Origin of the sequence: Thermodesulforhabdus norvegica (genome assembly GCF_900114975.1) — a bacterium.
Lineage (GTDB): Bacteria > Desulfobacterota > Syntrophobacteria > Syntrophobacterales > Thermodesulforhabdaceae > Thermodesulforhabdus > Thermodesulforhabdus norvegica.
Window position 1 is genome coordinate 106763 of record NZ_FOUU01000002.1, and the last position, 22999, is coordinate 129761.

Annotated in this window: 22 protein-coding genes, 1 tRNA gene and 1 pseudogene; 13 read left to right on the top strand and 11 right to left on the bottom strand. The window is 48.0% G+C overall.

The genetic code is table 11. The features are described 5' to 3' along the window. Nucleotides 1-67: 67 nt before the first annotated feature. From BM091_RS04070 to BM091_RS04090, 5 genes are read right to left on the bottom strand one after another with little or no spacing between them, the layout of a single operon-like run. Nucleotides 68-2131 (bottom strand): tetratricopeptide repeat protein, encoded by a 2064-nt coding sequence (locus BM091_RS04070; protein ID WP_093393692.1) that lies wholly within the window; start codon nt 2129-2131, stop codon nt 68-70. Between the two features lies 1 nt (nt 2132). Continuing rightward, the gene (locus BM091_RS04075; protein ID WP_093393693.1) at nt 2133-3044 is read right to left on the bottom strand and encodes a hypothetical protein; all 912 of its coding nucleotides are present in this window, start codon (nt 3042-3044) and stop codon (nt 2133-2135) included. Nucleotide 3045: 1 nt separating this feature from the next. Then, nucleotides 3046-3564 (bottom strand): hypothetical protein, encoded by a 519-nt coding sequence (locus BM091_RS04080; RefSeq protein ID WP_093393695.1) that lies wholly within the window; start codon nt 3562-3564, stop codon nt 3046-3048. A gap of 6 nt (nt 3565-3570) precedes the next feature. Next, on the bottom strand, nt 3571-4041 hold the full coding sequence (locus BM091_RS04085; RefSeq protein ID WP_177193520.1) for a hypothetical protein: 471 nt from the start codon (nt 4039-4041) through the stop codon (nt 3571-3573). A 32-nt stretch (nt 4042-4073) separates the two neighbouring features. Further along, nucleotides 4074-4958 carry a MotA/TolQ/ExbB proton channel family protein gene (locus BM091_RS04090; protein WP_093393698.1) on the bottom strand — a complete coding sequence of 295 codons (885 nt, stop codon included), beginning with the start codon at nt 4956-4958 and terminating at the stop codon, nt 4074-4076. A gap of 199 nt (nt 4959-5157) precedes the next feature. Here BM091_RS04090 and BM091_RS14075 point away from each other — a divergent pair, with 199 nt between their 5' ends. Both BM091_RS14075 and BM091_RS14465 read left to right on the top strand, forming a co-directional pair. Beyond that, nucleotides 5158-5430 carry a transposase gene (locus BM091_RS14075; RefSeq protein ID WP_342745446.1) on the top strand — a complete coding sequence of 91 codons (273 nt, stop codon included), beginning with the start codon at nt 5158-5160 and terminating at the stop codon, nt 5428-5430. A 57-nt stretch (nt 5431-5487) separates the two neighbouring features. Beyond that, the gene (locus tag BM091_RS14465; RefSeq protein ID WP_342745452.1) at nt 5488-5766 is read left to right on the top strand and encodes a transposase; all 279 of its coding nucleotides are present in this window, start codon (nt 5488-5490) and stop codon (nt 5764-5766) included. Between the two features lie 216 nt (nt 5767-5982). Here the strand turns inward: BM091_RS14465 and BM091_RS04105 are convergent, their stop codons facing one another. The 6 genes from BM091_RS04105 to BM091_RS04130 all read right to left on the bottom strand — a co-directional run bounded on the left by BM091_RS04105 (nt 5983) and on the right by BM091_RS04130 (nt 10846). Then, entirely contained in the window at nt 5983-6168 is a 186-nt protein-coding gene (locus BM091_RS04105) for a ferredoxin (RefSeq protein ID WP_218148806.1), read from the bottom strand. 97 nt (nt 6169-6265) lie between these two features. Beyond that, nucleotides 6266-6586 (bottom strand): TusE/DsrC/DsvC family sulfur relay protein, encoded by a 321-nt coding sequence (locus BM091_RS04110; RefSeq protein ID WP_093393704.1) that lies wholly within the window; start codon nt 6584-6586, stop codon nt 6266-6268. A 28-nt stretch (nt 6587-6614) separates the two neighbouring features. Further along, entirely contained in the window at nt 6615-8078 is a 1464-nt protein-coding gene (locus tag BM091_RS04115; protein WP_093393705.1) for a cobyrinic acid a,c-diamide synthase CobB, read from the bottom strand. Nucleotides 8079-8147: 69 nt separating this feature from the next. Then, nucleotides 8148-9260: a dissimilatory-type sulfite reductase subunit beta gene (gene dsrB, locus BM091_RS04120; protein WP_093393707.1), complete on the bottom strand. Its 1113-nt coding sequence runs from the start codon at nt 9258-9260 to the stop codon at nt 8148-8150. A gap of 56 nt (nt 9261-9316) precedes the next feature. Continuing rightward, on the bottom strand, nt 9317-10591 hold the full coding sequence (dsrA, locus tag BM091_RS04125) for a dissimilatory-type sulfite reductase subunit alpha (protein ID WP_093393708.1): 1275 nt from the start codon (nt 10589-10591) through the stop codon (nt 9317-9319). Between the two features lie 18 nt (nt 10592-10609). Then, nucleotides 10610-10846: a dissimilatory sulfite reductase D family protein gene (locus BM091_RS04130; RefSeq protein WP_093393710.1), complete on the bottom strand. Its 237-nt coding sequence runs from the start codon at nt 10844-10846 to the stop codon at nt 10610-10612. A gap of 364 nt (nt 10847-11210) precedes the next feature. Between BM091_RS04130 and BM091_RS04135 the strand changes: the two genes are divergently transcribed. From BM091_RS04135 to BM091_RS04185, 11 genes and pseudogenes are all read left to right on the top strand, one after another. Next, the gene (locus BM091_RS04135) at nt 11211-11831 is read left to right on the top strand and encodes a tetratricopeptide repeat protein (RefSeq protein WP_093393711.1); all 621 of its coding nucleotides are present in this window, start codon (nt 11211-11213) and stop codon (nt 11829-11831) included. 2 nt (nt 11832-11833) lie between these two features. Further along, a complete protein-coding gene (locus BM091_RS04140; RefSeq protein ID WP_177193521.1) occupies nt 11834-12328 on the top strand; it encodes an FKBP-type peptidyl-prolyl cis-trans isomerase in 495 nt (164 codons plus the stop codon). A 63-nt stretch (nt 12329-12391) separates the two neighbouring features. Continuing rightward, nucleotides 12392-12468: transfer RNA gene (locus BM091_RS04145), tRNA-Met, on the top strand. A 952-nt stretch (nt 12469-13420) separates the two neighbouring features. Next, nucleotides 13421-14680 (top strand): ATP-dependent Clp protease ATP-binding subunit ClpX, encoded by a 1260-nt coding sequence (gene clpX, locus BM091_RS04155; RefSeq protein WP_093393716.1) that lies wholly within the window; start codon nt 13421-13423, stop codon nt 14678-14680. Nucleotides 14681-14708: 28 nt separating this feature from the next. Then, on the top strand, nt 14709-17159 hold the full coding sequence (lon, locus tag BM091_RS04160; RefSeq protein ID WP_093393717.1) for an endopeptidase La: 2451 nt from the start codon (nt 14709-14711) through the stop codon (nt 17157-17159). Nucleotides 17160-17536: 377 nt separating this feature from the next. After that, the gene (locus tag BM091_RS04165) at nt 17537-19210 is read left to right on the top strand and encodes a fatty acid--CoA ligase (RefSeq protein WP_093393719.1); all 1674 of its coding nucleotides are present in this window, start codon (nt 17537-17539) and stop codon (nt 19208-19210) included. 3 nt (nt 19211-19213) lie between these two features. After that, nucleotides 19214-20146: an NAD(P)/FAD-dependent oxidoreductase gene (locus BM091_RS04170; protein ID WP_093393720.1), complete on the top strand. Its 933-nt coding sequence runs from the start codon at nt 19214-19216 to the stop codon at nt 20144-20146. A gap of 87 nt (nt 20147-20233) precedes the next feature. Beyond that, the gene (locus BM091_RS04175; protein WP_093393722.1) at nt 20234-20578 is read left to right on the top strand and encodes an AMP-binding protein; all 345 of its coding nucleotides are present in this window, start codon (nt 20234-20236) and stop codon (nt 20576-20578) included. A 280-nt stretch (nt 20579-20858) separates the two neighbouring features. Continuing rightward, nucleotides 20859-21077, top strand: a pseudogene (locus tag BM091_RS14470) (hypothetical protein); the annotation flags it as partial. Between the two features lie 360 nt (nt 21078-21437). Beyond that, nucleotides 21438-22502, top strand: a complete 1065-nt coding sequence (locus BM091_RS14220) for an IS200/IS605 family accessory protein TnpB-related protein (RefSeq protein ID WP_245735255.1) — start codon at nt 21438-21440, stop codon at nt 22500-22502. After that, a complete protein-coding gene (locus BM091_RS04185; RefSeq protein ID WP_093393723.1) occupies nt 22459-22992 on the top strand; it encodes an AMP-binding enzyme in 534 nt (177 codons plus the stop codon). Before BM091_RS14220 ends, BM091_RS04185 begins: the two co-directional genes overlap by 44 nt. Nucleotides 22993-22999: the final 7 nt, after the last annotated feature.

Sequence of the window (22999 nt, forward strand, 5' to 3'; positions counted from 1 at the left end):
GTTATTTAAGCTGTCGTGACCGGGTATGTGGACTCGGTTCCGGCGAAAGGTCGGATTACAGTTTTCTTTACTTTTCTTCCTTTCCGGTTATCTCCGTACCGAAGGATATGGGCTCCGGCCCGTAATAGGCACTTTTAACTCTGTGCTCTCGACATCTTACTCCGCGGTACTCAATTTGTGAACCATCGTTGCATTCGGTCAGATTTACCGTGCAGGTTAAAGGAAAGAAACCCGTCCGATCTGATAGACTGACATAAGCTGCCGTCAAACCACCGATTTCAAGAGGCAAACAGCTCTCCTTTTGAGAACCCTCAGGCTTTACGAATTCAACCGACACATTATCTATACTTATCGCCACCTTCGGGCCATACATTCGAGAAAAAAACTTTTCCGCTTCTTTATGAACGGCCCTGGAAAATATGAGATCAATGGTGCTGAGGAATTCTTTAAGCCTGGTGGCTTTTTCACGATAGGATTTCAGTGTTTCGTTATTCCAGGGATTCGTTGCAGTAAGGCGAAGAATGCTTGAACAGGCATCCATTGCATCGGGCAGGTTTGAGCTTTTGAGATTTTCGTAGGCCTGTTTGTAAAGGGCTTTTACCGTTGCTATGGTAAAATTTTTCAGAGTCAGGTCTTTTCTGGCTTCCAGATCGGTTATGACTTTCTTTATCTCGGGAATTTCGGAAAAACGGCTTTCTTTCAGATCTTCCAGGGCATCGTCATAAAGCAAAATAGCCTCGGTCCAGGAGCCTCGGTTTTCGAGCACCGATGCTTTCCGGATTTTTTCCTCGACTGAAGCAATCAGGGCTTTTCTATCCCGAAAATCCTTCTGCTTTCTGGATGTTACAAATTCGATCTCTTTCGCTATGGACTGCCGCAACTCCAGGGCGTATTCGGTTCCTTTTAAAGGAGGCTCGTTGCAGAGCTTCAGTGCGTCGTCGGTCAGGATTTTTTTAGCTTCGTCGTACTGTCCCTGAAGCGCCAGTTCATGGGCAAAATTTTTTATAGACTCAATCCTGGCGGCCTGAATGAACATCATTCGTTTAAGAAGCTGTTCCGATATTTTCCTGATTTCCGGATGATTTGAATATTCGCTATCTTGGATGTTATCCAGAGTCAAACGCAAGATCTGGAGGGCTCTTTCATAATCTCCAAGAGAAATCATGCTCTGAGCCTTCTTTTCGAGTGACTCGATCATTTCGTTCAACAGGTTTTTCCAGGCGGAAATAAGCAGGCCGACGAACTTCGCTCGATCTGCTGATTCCGGATTTGTGTAAGCTTTAATGAGTCTGTCTATTTCGTCTATGGAATTCTGGGCTTCCTCATACTGATTCTGCTTTGCTTCCTCCGATGCTTTCTTGGTAAGGGCTGTAATCGTCATCTCCAATAAATTCGTTCTTAAGCCTTCATCTATATTTACCTTATAAGCTCCTTTCAGTGCCTTTTCAAAGTGGTATGCGGCTAAGGCGTAGGAACCTTTACCGAACGATATTTCTGCTTCTTCTTTATGCATATAAACAAGAGCCTTTTCATAAGCTTTTTCGATTTCGTCCCTGTTGAAATCATCTCTAAGATAATCCGGGTACTTATCGATCTTCTTAAGGGCTTCTTCGTAGTATTTTACCGAATCTTTTTGACGTCCTTCCATTGAAGCGAGGACGGCCTGGCGCAAAAGCGTTCGTATCTCACTTTTTAAATCTCTCAGCTCCCTGTAAATTCTGAGAAATTCCTCTCTTGGCACCCAGGTCCCACCGGTATAAACAAGCCCCTTTGAGGCATTAACCAGCACCTTATCAGTTGTAACCCTCTGTTTAACTTCTTTTACGATTTTGTCGGTTTCAGGGCTCTTTGCCGTTCTTTCCGAAAGTTCAAGAATTCGTGCGTAATAACGATAGGCAAGGATGTAGTTCCCTTTCTTCAATGCCCGGTCCCCCAGGTTCTTGAGGCCCTCTATTAGATTTGCGTAATCCTGCATTCTTTCTCTGGAGGATTTAATCAGGGCAAGATTTGTAATGGTCAGGCAACCTATTATTAGACATATTGAAAGGGCTATTACGTGACGGCGCTTAAGCCTGAACTTTCGCTTTTCCTGAACTTCCTGTTCCTGCATGTCGTTTATTTCGTCTCTCATGTTATTCCAGGTACCTGTTGTACTCCTGAAGAAATTTTTCTTTATTTTGCCTGAACTGCTCTAATTCTTTGCCTACCTTGAGCATGATATCCTTATTCGTTCTGTAAGCATCGGCCGTAGTCATTTTGATTTTATTAATATGTCCACTCAACAGGGACACATCCGTGGAAAGGTCTTCGATTAGGCTTCGAATTCTCGAGATTTCTGCAATAACCTCAGTCACATAAGTGCTGTTTAGAAGATTTTTTAAGGATAATTTTAACCTGATAAACGTGGTATTTAACCCCTTAAGTGATTCTATAAGCGCGGGAACGTAGTTTTGGTATAACACGGCGTTTTCCTGAGCAGTCTTTAGGTCTGATAAGTAACGGTTGAAAAGATTTACCGCCCTGTCAATCCTTGTGTACAAATCGTAATCACTCGTTGCGTTCTTTAGATAGGTCAAGGTCGATGGAATATGTTCCACAACAGCCAGAACACGGGCATCACTTTGGAGGAAAACCTCAACTGGATCCGATTTACCGCAACCCTTACGGTAGTAAATCAACTCGGCGAGATAGATTTCTCCTTCCTCCACGGTAGAACGGTAATAATTCTCGAGATAACATGCCGCAGTCGAATCCCCGGTGGATTTGTAGAGATCGGCGCAGTAAGCAGTGAACCGACCTTTTATTTCTTCTTTATAGTCTTCCCCGACAACCCACCATTCTTCGTAAGGGGTTTCGAGATAGGCGCGGGCATAGGCATAACAAAGCCGTGGCATTAATCCGGTTTTGCCCGATCGCACCAGTATTTCCAGTTCTTCGGGCATAAGTTCATCATAGTCAAGGGGCTCGGTTCTGGAACAGCCGTAAGTTATTGCAACAACAAGAAAAAATAAAAATAAAGCCTTCAGAAATGATTCCACGGCCATCCTACTGCGCCCCTATATTTCTTCCGTAAACGCTGAAAACCAGAGGAGCCCTTTGCTCCACCGGGTACCATCCGATACGAAAGCCTCTTTCTTTTGCTTTCTTTGCAATTTCGTGATACATACCGAAAGCTGATGGTCTTACTATAAAAACCAAGTATATGTTCGATGGATTTGTCGAACTTAGCAACTTATGAAAACGTGAAGAAGGATTGTAATAATCTAGATCTGCAATATGCTTGTTTAGTACATCTTCTGGAACAGCGCACATATATGAGTAATCAGAGAGCTTTACGGTTTTGTAGAGGTCGGGGTCACATTCTCCACCTAATCCAACAGGGATTGCCAGATGTCTATCAAGTTCCACATAATAAAAACTTTCGTCAATCTTTTTTTCCAGAGGTAACAAGATACCTTCAACTGTCATCGTTTCTTGGCCTGTCATGTTTGTCAGAAGATAAAGGATAATCAAAGAGAATATTCCCAATGTATTCGTAAGTATATCAATAAAACTTCTATCCATAGCTTCTTACATCTGGTCTCGTTTTAATGCTACTTTAATATCCCAATCTTCTGGAATGGGCATATAGCCACTCTCGATGGTAAGTGAAACAAGTAAATTATCAAGTTTGTAAAATGTTTTAACTCCACTCGGTCGTATTAGTGCAAATATGTAAAATAGCTTTCTATCAAACCATTTAGAAGAAATAAAAGTGCCCATTATCTTCCAGGATTCTTCCGGAGATGCTTTGTTAATTCCTGTAAGTTCTAAATAGTCACACATATCCCTAAGAGCCTTTTTTGCATTTTCTTCTGGTAGATAAGAAGGATTGCATAAAAGGATGGCTTTATCTTTTTCGCAAATTACGAACAGGGGATAGCGGTTATGTTGCAACGTTGCTTGAACATCTAGCATAATACGAGCATTGGATAAATTGTGAGTTACAATAATAATGATAGCTAATGCAAAAATACCAATTGCACCAGTAATTATGTCCATAAGAGGCCGTTCTAGATCCATCAAAAGAACCTTTATTCTTCAACGATTCGATATTTTTTGGGTTTTAACAAATCTTTTAATACCTTTAGAATAGCTTTAAGCAGAGCAGCGTTTTCACGAGTATAATCTGTCATGGTTGATAAAATTGCTGAGTGTTCGACACTAATAGCTATTCGCTCTTCGAGTTCCATTAGAGACCTGAGCTTTTCTCCTAAAGATGTCATCACTTCAATGTATTGTTCTAATTTTTCTTGAGGGACATTCCCTGCCAATGGATTTAAATTGTTTTTATTTTGATATACATTTTTCTGTGTTTCTGGATTATTTAATACTTCACCTATTGCGCCTTCAAACAAGGACACTACTTCTTTTATTGTACGACGCTTTCCAAAGGATATAATTACCGCCAGAATTATACTAGAAACGAGACCAAGTAAGGTGGAGTCAAAGGCAATACCAAGGGAAGCCACCAGGTTAAAGATATTATTTTTTACTTTGACTAGATCTGTCGAGTCAGCAAAAACTGCAGAAAGACTGCCTATACCACCAGCTATGCCGATAACGGTTCCAAGAAAACCCAAGGAAATGCAAAGTGTGGGAAAAAATGAGAGGTATTCATAATCACGGTTAATCTTTTCTATTACAGAATTTTTGTAAAAATCCAGAAGCGCAACCTGCGCGCCATTACCGTTATGCGCATAGCTTAAAATCTTACGGGATGTGGATGATATAATCGACTTTGTCTGAAAGATTGTATGCCCGATCATTGCAAGCCCTATAAAGCCAGTGCACGTTATAATAACATTTATCAACCCCCTCTGGAGAAATATTTGCTCTAATCTATGTGAAGGAATTGCATAATACACAAGAAGATACCATAATCCCGTTGCGAGAAGACCTGCTATGCAAGGCATCATTTCAGCACTCCTCTAAAATCATAACAGGCAAAACAACTACATTTCCTATGAATTGCAGAAGAATATATAAATTGTAAAAAGAGAAATCAAGTTTTCTAGAACCCATTCTCATAAATCCACGAAACTGGTGCATACTATGCCCACCTTACCGTGATGAAGGAGGTGAGCGATGGACCTGACAGACGAACAGTGAACCTTGGTGGAGCGGCTATTGCCCGAGGAAGAACGGAGCCCGAGGCGCAGGCGGGGATGTCCCTGGCTGGATCCCCGAGAGGTGTCAAACGGCATTTTGTGGGTCCTGCGTACCGGTTCGCCCTGGAAAGACCTGCCGGATCGATACCCGCCATACCAGACGTGCCGTTGTCGATTCCAACGCCGGGTGAGGACTGGGCTTATGGAGACGATTTTGCGTGCCATGACGCATGACCTGAAGGCCGCGCGGGGGTCCGAATCTGAAGGAGTGCTTCATTGATTGCGCCTTTGTGGTGGCGAAATGGGGAAGGCCAAGCGGGGCAAAGGTACGAAGCTCATGGTAGTGGCAGACGATTCTGGTCTTCCTATCGCCGTATGCGTCATGGGTGCTCGCCCGCATGAAGTGAGGCTGGCGGCGTGCTTGGTCCGAGAAAGGCCTAAGAGGCTGATCATCGATCGGGCGTATGACAGTGACCCGCTGGACGCATGCCTGAAAGCACGCGGGATCGAGATAATTGCACCCCACCTGGGCAACCGGCGCAAGCTCCGCACCCGGGATGGCCGGAAGTTGTGGCGGTACAAGCGGCGCTGGAAAATCGAGCGGCTGTTTGCCTGACTGGACAACTTTCGACGACCGATAGTCCGTCACGAGCGCCATCTGACCAACTACCTCGGCTTCGTGCGCTTGCCTGCATTATCATCTTGCTGCGGCACCATTTATGAGATGGGTTCTATTAATGCTTTCGGAAATAGGGCATAACCTTCAAAACAAAAAGGCCGCATAAATGCGGCCCCTTGAGAACAAAATCTTTCTGAATGATAAAGTAGATAATCAGACCTCTTCAACGGTGATTGCGCCCTGCTCACAAACTTCGACGCAGCTCTCACATCCGAGGCATTCCTCTTCATTTACCGGCTCGGCTTTTCCGTCGACCAGCTCATAAACGTCCACGGGGCAAACCTCTACGCACTCGCCATCACCGGTGCACTTGTCCTTGTCAACGGTCACTTTCCACATTATTGATTTCCTCCTCTCTACGATAGCACATTCACCAATCCCGTCGCTGGTCCAATCCAGCGCCCGCTACAGCTGCAATTTGCAGCCGGATGACACACTATACGCAACCGGTCGGCTTGGGCAAACCGGCCATCTTACAGGCACCCTTGCCGGGTCCAGACGGAAAGAGCTCGTAAATCTCTTTGAGCTTGTAACCGGTAACCTTGGTCAAAATTCGGACCATCGGAGCAATACCGTGCTTCTTGTAGTAGTCCTGAAGCATGTGGATGATCTTCCAGTGAGCTTCCGTAAGCTCTTCGATTCCCTCGCTCTGCTTCACATATTCTACCCACTCAGGACACCACTGATCAAAGCTCTGAATGAAACCGTCTTCATCGACCTCAAAAACCTTACCTTTGAACTCAATTGTCTGGGCCATTCCTTGTCCCTCCTTTCGAGTCATAAATCTAACCGGCTAAAAGATTATCAGCTCTTCTGGGGATTTCAACCCCCTTACCTCCTATAACGGCCGATTCCAATTCTCTGTACCATCTCGCGATATTGACAAACCTTCGTGCCCACTCATCATTGCCCACTGCGTGAACATGAGTATAAAAGGCTGCACAATTTTTATATATCATACCGTCGAATTGTTCAATAATTCCGTGACCTTTTTTTAATTTGACGGAGAAGCTGACGGAACCGTGGAACCTGCTTATGCGGGAATAGTGAAACTCGTGGCCTTTAATCCATGTTCCCTTTAACCAGAAGGGATTCTCTGCGACAACCAGCCCCACACCGTATCCGTGTCCCTGAGGCTTACGGCACATCTCTACATCGACGGGAAAGATTCCAACCATAGGATAAAAACGCTTCCCCGATATAATACCCCTGGAAAGGTACATCAAACCGCCGCATTCGGCATAAACGGGCATGCCGCTTTCTATCCTGTCTCTTATGGCGCTCTTGAGGGTCGAATTATCGGCGAGGATCTCAAGGTGAGTTTCCGGGAAGCCCCCGCCAATGTAAAGACCATCAATGTTATCGGGAAGGTCGCTGTCAGAGGAGGTGATTCTTACGAGCCTGGCGCCCGCAAACTCCAGAGCCTCCAGATTTTCAGGATAATAAAACTGAAAAACTCGATCCTGTAAGATACCGATATTTACCCTTTTTTCTGAATCCTCAGGCCTGCCGTCGTCAAAAGCCGGCGGGTCTGCCTTCCCGTTATCCCGTTTCCAGACGGTATTGTCGCTACTGGTACAATCGAGCAGGCTTGCCAGGTCCACATATCTTTCAATCAAACTGCCCATTGCACCGACGGCTTCCTCTATACTTCCGTGCTCAACGGCGGGAACGAGCCCGAGATGCCTTTCAGGAAAAGGGTTTTTCCGTTGCCTCGGAATTGCTCCGATCAGAGGAATGGAGCACTCTTTTTCTATCGAGCTTCGAACGATCTTTTCCTGACGGGCCGTCGCAACGTTGTTTGCTATAACGCCGACTATTTTTATTCTTTCGTCCAGTTTAATACAGCCCAGAACCAGGGCAGCGGACGTCCGGGTTGTTTTGGTCACATCCACAACCAGAACGACGGGGAGATCAAGAAGCCTTGCAAGTTCAGCCGTTGAACAGGTCCCATCATGATCGAGACCGTCAAAAAGACCGCGATTACCTTCAACGAGGGCAACATCTGCGTTTGCCGAACGTAATCTGAAAGATCCTATTACGTCATCAGGAGTCATCAGGAACAAATCGAGGTTATAGCAGGGACGACCTGCAGCTACCGTAAGCCATCCAGCATCGATGTAGTCAGGCCCCTTTTTGAAAGGAGCAACCCTCAATCCCCGGGAAACCATAGAAGCCGCCAGCCCAACGGATACAACCGTTTTTCCCGAACCTCCCCTCAAGGCTCCTACGACGAAAGCACTCTGCATGTATGCGTTTGCCTCAAAAGGTAGAAAGGGATCCCACAGCCGGGGATCCCTTTCGTCAACTTTGTCTTTTTACCACTTGAACTGGGTTGTCGTTCGCCATGTGGTCATGGCCAGACGATAATCGTCAATGTGCTCGTGACGGAACTCAATTCCCGTCTTCTCAAAGAACTTTTCCCAGCCTATCCGGTTAATCCATTCGCCGATGCGTTCATAACGACGGGCATCGGAGGCGTAAGTTTCCAGGATCTTCTTTACGGCTTGCACAACAGTCGGCCAACGTGGAGGCTCATTGGGGATGTAGGGAACGGCCAGCTTGGAGAACATAGGAGGTACTCGGCTGTTGGAAACCTTTCCGCCCACCCACAAAGCAATACCGTCTCCGTCGCCGTCGGCAATGGGAAGGGCAGGACACATGGTGTAGCAGTTTCCGCAGAACATGCACCGGGCATTGTTGATCTCGACACTCTTGTATTCCTTACCGTCTATCTCGACCTTCTTGGGCTTAATTGCCGCTGTTGGACATGCTGCTATAACCAGGGGGATTTCGCAGACGTTCTGAACGCGTTCGTGCTCGATGAAGGGCGGCTTCCTGTGGACACCCAGAATGGCAATGTCCGAGCAGTGGACGGCACCGCACATGTTAAGGCAGCAGGCAAGAGAGATGCGAACCTGAGCGGGAAGCTTGTGGGACCCGAAATACTCGAATAGTTCATCCATAACAGCCTTTACGATACCCGATGCGTCAATAGCGGGGGTGTGGCAGTGTACCCATCCCTGAGTGTGTACTATGTTGGTAACAGAGGCACCGGTACCGCCAATGGGGAACCAGTTGCCGCGGCTTTTGAGATCATCAATAAGCGGTTGCAGTTTGGACTTGTCGCTTACGAGGAACTCAATGTTGTTTCGGGTCGTCCAGCGGACATAGCCATCGCAGTACTTATCGGCGATGTCGCAAACTTCCCTGATGTAGTCAACACTTACGAGTCGAGGCGTTCCTACGCGGACAGAATAGAGTTCATCACCCGTCTCCGATACATGTACGAGCACCCCGGGCTGAATGATCTCATGATATTTCCACTTCCCGTAGTTCTTCTTCACTATCGGCGGGAAGAACTTATCATACTTCGGGGGACCAATGTCGGTTAAACGATCCTTCATTATATCCTTGGGATCGAAAGGCATTTCTTCACCTCCTTATGCGTGTTACATGACCACGGTCCAATATGGTTTCCTTTATGTTACGGCTGATGACGCTGGCGATAAGCAACAGGGTCGCGCTCCCAACCGCCGGGCACATCCGCCGGATCGTAGAAGATGTAAGGATTGTACCTCGGAGTATTGATCATCCTCGGATCGGGTTTAACGCCCACAGCCTTGAGGAATTCACGCAGGCCCAGCCGCTGGATCAATTCACCGAGTCGCTCACGGTTCTTGCCGTGCTCCATCCACCAATCCCACATCTTTTCGACGAATTCGTGGAATTCCTCATAAGGAGGCTCCATCTTCATGAAGGGGATAATCACGCTGGAAAGCTGGGCTCCTTCAAGGATCGGTGCTTTGGCGCCGACCAGAATTGTTGCTCCCACGTCTTCGCCGGGACGAAGAGCTCTGGGCATTACGTTGATGCAGTGCATACACCTTACACAATCTTCATCCCAGATCTTCAGGTTCTTGCCGTCCCATTCCATGCAGCGGGTGGGGCACTTGTCGATTACTTCCGCCTGTATGTCAAGAGGTCTTTTCTCGAATCCGTGAGCACCGCCGTTGGGCACAAGCTCACCGGCAACGTAGGCACGCACGGCTTCCTGGTCGATCCTTATGTTGTCCCGCCACGTTCCGATTATCGAGCAGTCCGCTCTTGCTATGGCGGCAACACAATCATTGGGACATCCCGACACCTTGAACTTGAACTTGTAAGGGAACATTGGACGATGCAACTCGTCCTGATACCTCATGGTAATGTCATAGGTTATGTCCTGGGTATCAAGGCAGGACCACTCGCAGCGTGCCCTTCCGACACAGCAGGATGGAGTTCTCATGTTGGAACCCGAACCGCCAAGGTCCATTCCCAGTTCATGGGTCAGATCGTAGAACACCGGCTCCAGCTGATCCGTCGTGGTTCCCAGAAGAATGATGTCTCCGGTGGAACCATGGAAATTGAAAAGCCCGCTTCCCTTTTCTTCCCAGATGTCGCAAAGCTTTCTGAGGACGTCGGTAGTGTAAAACTTGCTTGCCGGCTGATTAACACGCATCGTGTGGAAATGGGCAACATTGGGAAACAGGTCGGGTCTGTCGCAGTATCGTCCGATAACGCCGCCGCCGTAACCGAAAACACCGACTATTCCGCCGTGCTTCCAGTGGCCTTCCTTGTCTTTGTAAGAAAGCTCGAGAAGTCCCAGGAGATCGTCACATTGCGGCTTCCTTTCCGCCACTCTCTTGATGTCGGCAACAAAACTCGGCCACGGCCCCTTGGTCAGTTCATCGAGCATGGGGGTCTGGTGTTTTAACGCCATTCGCTTACCTCCCTTACGTTAAACCATCTTCTCTTCTTCATCCTTTACATCATCCACCCCGGGCAACATATACATTGTCGTGCTACCGCTGGTCCAGTAGCGGAGCTTACCTTCACTAACCAGCTCGTTGATAATCTTTTTTGCCTGACGCATGCTGAGCTCGGGAACGGCTTTGCAGAGGTCGTTGAAATAATGCTTCGTTTTCTTCTGCTGTTTCATCCAATCCAGAATCTTTTGTTTTGCTTCTTCACTCATTTGAAATCCTCCTTTCGGGGTCGCCCTGACGGAAGCACCCCGCTGTACTGTTGAATATCTCCACACCCCGGCGCCGGGGTATTTCACCCCCTTCTACGAATAACACATTTAGTGAATATGTTCACCTGCCGTAGCATCTATACTCTTTAGTTTGGAGCATTGTCAACCAAAAAGCTAGAACTGACGTCTTGAGATTTCGGTCTGAAAACCTATGGAGATAGTGACATTTGTCACAAATGCAGGGGCTTAAAATTTTCGGGCTTTTGTCTTGACCCTGTTATGTCATCGCTGATACGCTTTTGTTCGAATTTATTTGGAGTTGTGTTTTCTCCGGTTAATTGCAAAATAAAGAAAGCGAGGGTCTATGACCAGAGCGCCTGTTGACCAGGATATGAAGGACCTGGAGAAGTACATAAAGTTTCTGAAGGAGAGGCTTTTTTTTGAACCCGACTCGGGTGTGCTTCATTATAACCTTGGGGTAGCCTATTTGAGAAAGGGGCTTCGGGAAGAGGCCCTTTCGGAATTCAAACAGGCCGTCCAATGCGACCCCCGCCTGGCTCAGGCCTACGTTAATATGGCCGGTATATACCTTCAGCAGGGAGATTTCGAAAGGTGTATAGAATACAACCTAAAGGCCCTGGAAGTGGATGAAAATCTGCCGATGGCGTACAACAACCTTGGTTTCGTTTATCTCCGAACGAACCAGTACGAAAAAGCCGTTGAAGCCTGTAAGAAGGCCGTTCAGCTCATGCCTCAACTCTTTCAGGCCCATCACAATCTGGGACTTGCTTACTTTCATCTGGATAAACTGGATGCTGCAAAAGAAGCCTTTTTGAAAAGTCTTGAGGCAAAACCCGATTTTGCTCCTGCCTACTTTCATCTGAGTCTTGTTTGCGACAGGATGGGCCTGGAAGACGAGGCGAGAAATTACAGGCAGAAAGCAATTTCCCTTGGGTACCCGGTGGACTCCGAGCAGGATTTATGATTATGAAGGAGATAGCGAAGGATACCTTTGTGGTGATTGAATATCGAGTGCGCCTTAAGGACGGTACTTACGTGAAAGGAGAGGTAGAGCCGGTTTCCATGAATTTCGTCGTGGGTTATGATCAGGTAATGCATTCTCTGGAGCGAAGGCTTCTGGGTATGAAGGAAGGGGAAGAGGCGGAGTTTGAGATACCCTGTGAAGAGGCCTTCGGGCCTTATCGGCACGAGCTGGTAAAGTTTCGTTCCTATGAAGAATTCCCCGAAGGCCGTAACCTTGAGCAAGGGCGGTGGGTGGTTGCGAAGGATTCCCGAACGAAGGCAAGTTATGGGTATTATGTTAAAGAGAAAAGGGCTGACGGAGTGGTTTTGGATTTCAACCACCCCTTGGCCGGTCAGAGCCTGATATACTGGGTGAAGGTGGTCAAGGTGAGGCCGGCATTCCGTGACGAGCTGGAGTACCTGAGACCCTGTGAATTTGGCGGATCGGGGTCTTCATGACCTTTAATTCGATGTTGACAGCAAAGGTGTTTTTCCATAAATAAAGTAGCAAATCAACGGCGTGGCGGTGTAGCTCAGTTGGTCAGAGCATGCGGCTCATATCCGCAGTGTCCGGGGTTCGAAGCCCTGCACCGCCACCAGTTCTTCATATCCAGGACACATCGTAATTAAGGCTTTAGCTTTTGATTACAGATTCGTTAACCCGGTTGCTGTGCTGGGTGTTTTGCGGTCCTTGAGGTCTTTATGCCTGCAGGCATAAACCCGGGAGAGGGCGGTTCATGCTCTCAGAGTACTTCATGATTGTGCCAGACGGCTTCCGTCAGCTTCTCGTCCCGGCGAATGACGATTTGCAAACTCACGCCTGATGTCTTCATCGCTGTGGTGAGAGCGGAAGGCGAGGGCGTTGGTTTTTTACGAAGTCGGCGATGTGGTGCGACTTCTGAAAAGATTTCCGGGTGTCGTCGTAAGGCCATGACCTCCCGGGGCCATAAAACCCGGAAAGTGGGCACGAAAAAACGGACTGCGAAATGCCTTCAGGAACATCGAAGAGTCATGATTGCCGGCGTTCCGGGCCTACGCCCAGCGCCACTCCTGGTATCACTTTATGAAGCCACACCAAAGAGATAATACCGATGGCACATAAAAAACACCTCATATCACCGCCATCGCTACAACCCTGAATACGACAATCTATGTGCTACAAAAACCGGACAGTTAATGTGTTGCTAACACAAGAGCGTTATGGAGCTTGCGGGTTTTTCCAAAGGGAGTTATCCTGCTTCCGAAAAAAAAGAAACTGCCGGTGGCTGGAGCTCTTTAATTCTTCCTGTGTTATGGGACAGAGGAGGTTATATTTTAATCCCCTATCGGGATAAGGAGCATGATTTCCTGTTTGTAAAATATCGCCTGAAAAATTTCTCTGTGCTTCCTGAAGATTGTCGGGTACAAAATAAGGACACATGTAAGAGCCAGTATCGGTGGATTTACCGGCGTGAGTGATTATAATTGAAGACAGGAGTTTAGCAGAGGGCGTTCACCTTCCCGGTAGAGAAGGTCGGCGCCTTTGAGAATTTCGGAGAAGGAGGATAATTGATGGCTCGTAGAAGAGACGATCGGCCCGGTGAGTTAAGATGTTCCTTTTGCGGGAAAAGTCAGGATGAAGTGAGGAAGCTCATCGCGGGCCCGACGGTATATATTTGTGATGAGTGTGTGGAGCTTTGTAATGATATCCTTGCGGAGGAAAACGAACGGGAGGAAGCAGAAAGGACGTCCCAGCTTCCAAAACCTTCTGAAATAAAAGCCATTCTTGATCAGTACGTTATAGGCCAAGAACAGGCGAAGAAGATTCTGTCCGTTGCCGTATATAATCACTACAAACGAATTGAGACCCGCACCGACAGGCGGAAGGGTGATGTGGAGCTTGAAAAGAGCAATATCTTGATGATCGGGCCTACGGGTTCGGGTAAAACCCTGCTTGCTCAGACCCTGGCGAAAATATTAAACGTTCCCTTTACCATCGCAGATGCCACGACCCTTACCGAAGCGGGCTACGTTGGTGAAGACGTTGAAAATATTCTGGTGAGCCTTATACAGGCAGCAGATTACGATGTTGAAAGGGCATCGAAGGGAATAGTTTACATAGATGAAATAGATAAGATAGCCAAGAAGTCCGATAGCCCCTCTATAACCAGAGATGTCTCCGGAGAGGGTGTGCAACAGGCTCTTTTAAAGATTCTAGAAGGAACGGTTGCCAATGTGCCTCCTAAAGGCGGGAGAAAGCACCCCCAACAGGATTTTATCAAGATAGACACAACCAATATTCTCTTCATTTGCGGTGGAGCTTTTGTCTATCTCGATCAGATTATACAGAGACGCCTGGGCACAAAGGGGCTTGGTTTCGGTGCCGATATTTCAAGCAGAAAGGAACGACGGATCGGTGAGATTCTTGCGGAAGTTCAGCCGGAAGATCTTATAAAGTTCGGCATGATTCCCGAGTTTGTCGGACGGCTTCCCGTAATTGCGACTCTGGACGAGTTAACCGAAGAGGAGCTGGTTAAAATTCTCGTGGAACCGAGAAATGCCCTGGTCAAGCAATATCAGAAATTATTTGAGATGGAGAACGTCAGGCTTAGATTTACGGAAGGAGCTCTTCGGGCCATTGCCCGTAAGGCTCTGGAACGAAAGTCTGGAGCTCGTGGCTTAAGGGCAATAATGGAAAATATAATGCTCGATGTGATGTACGAGATACCTTCAATTTCCGGTGTACAGGAATGCATCATTAATGAAGATGTTGTCTTAAAAGGCGAGCGGCCTATGCTCATTTATGAAGGTCAAAACAGAGAAACGGCCTGAGATTTTTGCGTAAGGAGTTTGGAGGATTATGTTTAAGATAATTAAAGGTAGGGAAAAGGGTTCAGAGGGGCAAACCGTTCTGGAGCTTCCTCTGCTTCCACTTCGGGACATAGTGTTATTCCCGTCGGTGCCTATGCCTTTGTTCGTGGGAAGAGAGAAGTCCATTCGGGCTCTTGAACTTGCCATGGCAAGGCAGAAACGGATTTTTCTTGCCGCACAAAAAAAGGCAAAAGTGGACAATCCAAGAGAAGACGACATCTATCGGATTGGTACCGTTGCAACGATACTGCAAATTCTGCGTCTTCCCGATGGAACCGTTAAGGTACTCGTAGAAGGTGAGGCTCGCGCCCGGGTTATCGAGTACTTACTATCCAGCGAAACCTTCATGGTACGGGTGGAACTCTTTCCGGAGTATGAGATAACCGAAAAGGAAGCGGTGGAGGTTGAGGCTCTGTGCCGTGGTATATTAGAAGCTTTTCAGGAGTATGCAAAGTACAATAAAAAGATATCTCAGGAAATCGTTGAAACCGTTCAGTCTATAGATGATCCTTACAGGCTTGCCGATACCGTTGCAGCCTATATGCCTTTTAAACTGGAAATAAAGCAGAAGCTTCTTGAGACCTCCCATCTTCCCAAGCTTCTGGAACTGGTTTTCGGACACATAAGGGCTGAGATAGAGATCATAAAGACGGAGGAGCGCATAAAGGGCCGTGTTCGGAAACAGATGGAAAAGACTCAGCGGGAGTATTATCTCACAGAGCAGATGCGGGCCATTCAGAAGGAGATGGGAGAGAAGGACGACTTCAGGGCAGAGCTGGAGGAGCTTGAAAAACGAATCAAGCGGAAGAAGCTCCCTAAAGAGGCCGCAGCCAAGGTCCGTCATGAATTTAGAAAACTGAAACTGATGTCTCCCATGAGTGCTGAGGCCACGGTGGTGAGGAATTATATCGACTGGATTTTATCACTGCCGTGGTATGAGCGTACCAGGGACAAAATTGACATAGAAGAAGCGGCCAGGGTGCTGGATGAAGATCACTACGGCCTTGAGAAGCCCAAAGAGCGCATCCTGGAATACCTTGCGGTTCAGGCTCTGGTTAAGGAAATGAAGGGCCCAATCTTATGTTTTGTTGGTCCTCCGGGAGTAGGGAAAACCTCTTTAGCCCGTTCCATTGCCCGTGCAATGAACAGAAAGTTCGTCAGGCTGTCTTTGGGTGGGGTTCGTGACGAAGCCGAGATTCGTGGTCACAGGAGGACTTACATTGGGGCTCTTCCCGGAAAAATTATCCAGAGCATGAAAAAGGCCGGCACCGTAAATCCCGTAATATGCCTTGACGAGGTGGATAAGCTGAGTTCCGACTTCAGAGGCGATCCGTCGGCGGCCCTTCTGGAGGTTCTGGATCCGGAGCAGAATCATTCCTTCAACGATCATTACCTGGATCTGGATTACGACCTTTCAAAGGTGTTTTTCATAACCACGGCCAACGTTCTCCACACCATACCGATGCCTCTTCAAGATCGGATGGAGATTATAAGAATTCCCGGATATACGGAATGGGAAAAGTTACAGATTGCCCGTCATTTCCTTATCAGGAAGCAGTGTCAGCAACACGGGATTACAGAAGACAATGTTGTTTTTTCTGACGACATTATCCTCTACATAATCCGTCATTACACCCGGGAAGCGGGCGTGAGAAATCTCGAGAGAGAGGTTGCATCGATTTGTCGTAAGGTTGCCAGGGAAGTGGTTGCCAGGGGGCGTGAAACCAGAATTGTACTGGATGAGGCGAAGGTAGAAGAATATCTTGGGGTTATAAAGTACAGGCACAGTCAGGTGGAAGAGCACAGGGACGATGTTGGTGTTGCTTTTGGTCTTGCCTGGACGGAGTTCGGTGGTGAGATCCTTGCGATCGAAACCGTGACGATGCCCGGCAAGGGTAAGGTGAACATTACGGGTAAGCTCGGCGAGGTGATGCAGGAATCTGCTCAGGCTGCTATCAGTTACGTAAGGTCGAGGGCCAGGCAGTTTGGGATAGATCCGGAGTTTTATGATAAGCTGGACATCCACATCCACGTCCCTGAAGGTGCAGTACCGAAAGACGGGCCTTCTGCGGGTATTACGATGGCCACATCCATAGTTTCGGCACTTACGGGGATTCCCGTCCGTCACGATGTAGCCATGACGGGAGAGATCACTCTCCGGGGCAGGGTACTTCCCATAGGGGGGCTGAAGGAAAAGATTCTTGCCGCTCACAGGGCAAAGATGAGGACCGTTATTATTCCGAGAGATAACGAAAAGGATCTCAAGGAGATACCCGATCAGATTCGTGACGAATTGACCGTTGAGCTGGTAGATAATGTTGACGAAGTGCTGAATAAAGCCCTGCTGGAGCCGGAAAAGCTCAAGCCAAGAGACGAACTCCCCGTTGTTGAAAGGCCTTACTACGAGGAACAGCCCGGGGCAGAGAAGAGCCTCTGTTAGTAAATCTTGACTTACCAGGTGTTATCCAGTGCGAATCACTTCGCCGTGAAAGGCGAGGTGGTTCGTTTGCTTACTTCGGGGAAGTGTCGGGTTTTTTCAAAGTCGGGGCTATTTCCGTTATCGGTTCCCATTTTCGTTCAATAGCAGGTCTGTTTCTTTTTGTGGAACAAGCCGTAGAAAAGTTGTTGACAGGCATAAACATATTGCGTAGTATGCGATTTGTACTTTGTACTTTGTACATGGAGGGGGAGATACTCTCGGTTCCGTTAACCCGCTCATTCCTTCGTAACCATAACTCCTGTTGACCCATCCCCCGAGCCTTAAACCTTGTCGCTAATAAGTCTACTTAAACAATTCAAGTACCGGAGGTGGTTTGTATGGCTACGTCGGTAAAGGTTATAGAAAGAACCAGATCGGCTTATGATTACCCTCTGCTTATCAAACACCTGTTGCACACCCCACAACGAATAGCACGAGACCAGGAAATCGTTTATCGGGATCTCAAAAGATACACCTATGGGGAATTTATGGGCAGGATCGGGAAAGTGGCCAATATGCTTAAAGCTCTCGGCGTCGGCCCCGGAAGCACCGTGGGAGTTATGGACTGGGATTCCCACAGATATCTGGAATGCTACTTTGCCGTGCCCATGATGGGAGCCATACTGCACACCGTCAATGTAAGACTTGCGCCGGAGCAAATAGTCTACACTATTAATCATGCAGAAGATGACGTTCTGCTCGTTCACAGTGACTTTCTCAAGCTTGTTGAAATGATCCAACCTGAATTTACCACGGTCAAAAAAATAGTTCTTCTGCAGGATGTACCCGGTGAGATTTCCACGACCCTTGAGTTGGCGGGTGAATATGAGGATCTGGTATCTTCGGCATCGGAAGGTTACGATTTCCCCGATTTCGACGAAAATGCCAGGGCGACGACTTTCTACACAACCGGAACAACAGGACTTCCCAAGGGAGTTTACTTCAGCCACCGGCAGTTGGTTCTTCATACCATTTCGGTGCTTGCCGGGGCTAACGCTTTAAAGCCCTACGGTGTTGGATTTCGTAGCGACGACGTTTACATGCCCATTACGCCTATGTTTCACGTTCACGCTTGGGGATTGCCCTATGCTGCAACCATGATCGGGGTGAAGCAGGTTTATCCCGGAAGGTACGAACCTGAGATGCTCTTGAGGCTTATAGAAAAAGAAAAAGTGACCTTCAGTCACTGCGTGCCGACCATCCTTCATATGCTCCTTTCTCACCCGGCCTCTAAAGAAATCGATCTGTCCAGCTGGAGAGTGATAATAGGCGGGTCTGCCCTGCCCGAGGCACTCTGTAAAGCGGCCCTTGACAGAGGAATCGACGTGTACACTGGATACGGAATGTCGGAAACATGCCCCGTGCTTACCCTGGCACATCTTAGGCCCGAAATGGTGGGCTGGAGCAAAGACGAACAGATTCCCGTTCGCTGTAAGACCGGCCTTCCCGTACCCCTTGTGGATATTCACGTGGTCGATCCGGAAGGGAAGCCGCTTCCTCATGATGGTAAAAGCACGGGTGAGATAGTGGTTCGCTGCCCATGGCTTACTCAGGGCTATTTCAAGGAAACGGAGCGCAGTGAGGAACTGTGGCATGGTGGCTGGCTCCATACAGGCGACGTCGGTCATATAGACGAAAAGGGTTACCTGAAAATCACGGATAGAATAAAAGACGTAATAAAGACCGGTGGGGAATGGATTTCTTCGCTCGATCTGGAGAATATAATACTCAAACACGAAGCGGTTAGCGAAGCGGCGGCAATCGGCGTACCACATGAAAAATGGGGAGAGCGCCCCGTGGTTCTCGTGGTATTGAAGCCTGAATACAGAGGTAAGGTAAGCGAAGAGGATTTGAGGAATTTTTACATGGATTTCGTCGATAAGGGCGTCATTTCCAAGTGGGGTGTTCCTGATAGGATTTTAATGGTTGATCAGATACCGAAGACGAGTGTAGGAAAGCTCGATAAGAAGGTTATGCGTCAGCAGGTAATCGATCTTCTGAAGCAGGGGTGAGTCATGAGGGTTGTCGAGACCGAGGTGCTTATAATCGGTTCCGGACCGGCGGGACTTCAGGCGGCAATTCATGCCGCCAGAAAAAAGGTGCGGGTGACGGTGGTCGGAAAGGTTCATCGGAGCAGTGCATATCGTGCTCATGTGGAAAACTACTGCTGTATCCCCCATGTGTCCGGAGCCGAACTGATAGAGCAGGGAAGAAAACAGGCGGAGAAGGCCGGTGCCGAATTCATCGATGAAGACGTGCTTAACATTGAAAGGGCAGGGGATCGTTTTGTTGTATTAACCGAAGGTGGGATGACCATTCACGCCAGGGCTATCGTTCTGGCGATGGGGGTTTCACGCAATCGCCTTGGGGTTCCCGGTGAAAAGGAGTTTCTCGGAAAGGGGGTCAGTTACTGCGTTGAGTGCGACGCCGGTTTCTTCCGAGATAAAGTGGTGGCCGTAGTGGGATGCGAAAGTGCCGCCGTAGCGGGATCTCTTACGCTGACCTTTTACGCCAGGGATGTTTTTCTCATTTGCCCCGATCAGCTTAATGTATCTCCGGAACTGGCATCACGACTTAAGGACAGCGCAGTGCATGTGCTCGAAAATAGTGCCGTTAAAGAGATCGTCGGTGATGATAAGGGGGTTACTGCTGTAAGATTGCGTGATGGCAGGGAAATTGCGGTGAACGGCGTTTTTATCGAGCTCGGTGCTAAAGGAGCGATTGAACTGGCCATGAATCTGGGAGTTGAGCTGGATCCGGAAACTATGCAGTTTGTCGTGACCAACAAGAAGCAGGAGACGAATATTCCGGGAGTTTATGCTGCCGGAGATATTTGCGGCCCGCCCTGGCAGATCGCAAAGGCCGTAGGAGAAGGATGTGTTGCAGGGATAGAGGCCGCTGAATATGTAAAACGTAATAGGTCCGGGGAAAAGCAGACGATCGACTAATCGTAGAGATAGCTGATACCGAAAATATAAAGGACTGTTACGGGTGGCATTAAAAACAGGTGGTTCAATAACGGGGAGGGAACCGCTATGAGAGGGTTTGTAGAATTTCCCGGCTTAACTCCCCAAGAGCGAGAGCTTTTTAATCATCTGGAGCCGGAAACCGTGCGGTTTTTGAGGAAACGCTACAACTACATAACCCGATGGGTGATAGCGGACATTGTTAGCCGTAGTGCCTATCGTTATCCTGAGAAACCGGCGCTTATCTATGGCGACACAACCCTTACCTATTCTCAACTGGACGAAGCGATAAACAGAGTTGCCAACGGGCTTCTTGCGCTGGGGCTGAGGCGGCACGGTCGGGTTGCCATTCTGGCTCATAACACCGTGCACCACGTGATGACCTGGCTGGGGACAGCGAAGGCAGGAGGCTAACAACAGTTGTGGTTGCGTTGACAAAACTGCACATTAGCCGTACATTTACTATCGGCGCTGTTAACCACACAGAAGATAAAAGAACTTTATAGCATCCACGGGAATACTCTTCTGAACTGGGAGAAAAGAGTCTGCTCAAGCCCCTGAAAACACCCGGAGGCAAGAGAATCTACTTGAGATGTGAGATGTAAAATGTAAGATGTGAGCATTTGCTTACATCTCACATCTTATATCTCACATTTTGTGGCGAGGGTTTACGGTAGCAGGGGGATGAAAAAACATGATAACCCTGCAATGCAGGCTGGAGTTTGAAAGCAAGGAAGACAGGGAGAAGGTTCTTTACCTGATGAGGAAGTTTTCCTCCGCTGTGCGTTACAGCTACAGGAGGTTGTTGGAAGGCAAAGAGGGAAAAGAGATCAAGAAGGAAGTGGCTGAACTTTTTGGAATAAACACAAGGTATGCAGGAGATGCGGTATTTCGGGCCAAAAGCGTCATTTCCTCCTGCAAAGAGAGAGGACAGGATCCCGGGAAGGTCATCTTCGGGGGGAGGAAGCTCTTTCAAAGGCTCAGAAGTGTCCATGTGAGCGGAAAGAAAAGAGAGGAGTATAGAAGAAAGTGGCAGGAGAAAAGGAAAGGGAAGCTCTACTCCAGGGGGGATAAAAGCAAAAAGGGAAATCTAAACCTCAGATTTGAAAGAACAGGAAATAACACCTGTCTGAGAGTAACGGTGGGAAAAAGAGAGTATGTGCATGCAAGGGTGGTAAGGTCTGTAAGGTTGAAGAGAGAAAACGACAGGTGGACAGATTTTGTCTGGAGGTTGGCTCAGGCAGAGGCAACGGGTAGCTGGTTTCCCTACTCTGTGGAGCTGAAGTTAAAAGATGGAAAGGTTTACGCCTTTGCGAGCTATGAAGAAGTATTGCCTCCCGTAAGCATCGCAAGGGACTGCGGAGCAATCGGGATAGACCTGAATGCAAGCCCCTTGCATATTGCCTGGGCGGAGGTGGGAGGGGATGGGAATCTCATGGAGTATGGGAGGATAGACCTTCACGAGTTAATAGGAAAGAACAGGAACCAGAGGGAAAACCTTTTATGGGAGATAGCTCACCGGATTGTGGAGATTGCGAAGGAGAAGGGAAAAGCCATAGCTTTTGAGGACTTGAGGAAACTGCCAGGGGGTACGAGGGGAGACGGAAAAGCGAGGTTAAGAAGGAGATTGGGTCAGTTTGTATATAAGAGCCTGCTTCAGAAGATAGAGGTTTTGGCAGGGAGAGAGGGGATAGAAGTAGTAAAGGCAAGTCCTGCTTATACATCGGTTATTGGAACTCTAAAATACTGCCCCAATCATCTGATAGACAAAGACATTGCTGGGGCCTATGTGGTTGGAAGAAGGGCCTTGGGGCTGAAAGAAAGAGTGCCTCGAAACTATGCCGGACTTCTTTCAGACAGGGAGTATCTCCTCTGTTCTCTGCAAAGATTGATTGAGGAAAGAGAAGACCTGAAGGGCAGGCTAAAGGATGAAAGGAACGAATACAAGAGGAGAGCAATAAGAGGGGAAATAATCAAGCTGAACAGGGACATAAAACTTTTGGAGGAACATTTGCAAAGCCTTGAGGGTGAGTCAGGCACCCAACACCCTGTCAACCAGCGGAAGGAACAGGTGAGGGGTTCCTCTCATGAGGGACAAAAAGCCTGGCGAGTTCTCAGGGTAGCCCTTGCTATCCCTCTTCTTGGGAAGTCTTTTGCCAGAGACTTCTCTCCCTTGAGACCGGTGTTGGTTTCAGGGGATTGGAAGAGGGTAGCAAAAAGGCCAGTTCCTGCTCCTGGTGCAGGGACGACTGCACATTTGCAGAAATGTGCAGTTCAGGTAACCAGGGTTGAACATGGAAACGGTTCTGCTCGACGACGAGTGTCGGCCTATAGATAAACCGGGGGTGCCCGGGGAGATATGCGGAAGGGGACCTCACGTCATGCTCATGTACTTCAAAGATCCGGACAAAACCGATGAAGCCATGAAAGGCGGCTGGTTTCACTCCGGTGACATAGGGGTTTACGACGAGGATCGTTACATAACGGTGGTTGATCGCAAGAAGGACATGATAAAAACGGGCGGTGAAAACGTTTCGACCCGTGAAGTTGAAGAGGTGATATACAAAGATCCCAGGGTGTCAGAAGTGGCCGTGGTCGGTTTGCCTTATCCCAGGTGGATTGAGGCAGTAACGGCAATTGTGGTGCCAAAACCCGATCAGAGAATAGACGAAAGGGAAATTATCGATCTTTGCAAAAAAGAGCTTGCCGGTTTTAAAGTACCCAAGGCCGTGATAGTAGTGGATACCCTGCCCAAGACTCCCACCGGGAAAATCCTTAAAAGGGATCTTAGAAAGATGTACCAGGATTATTTTCGGGATAAACCGTAATTCCGGT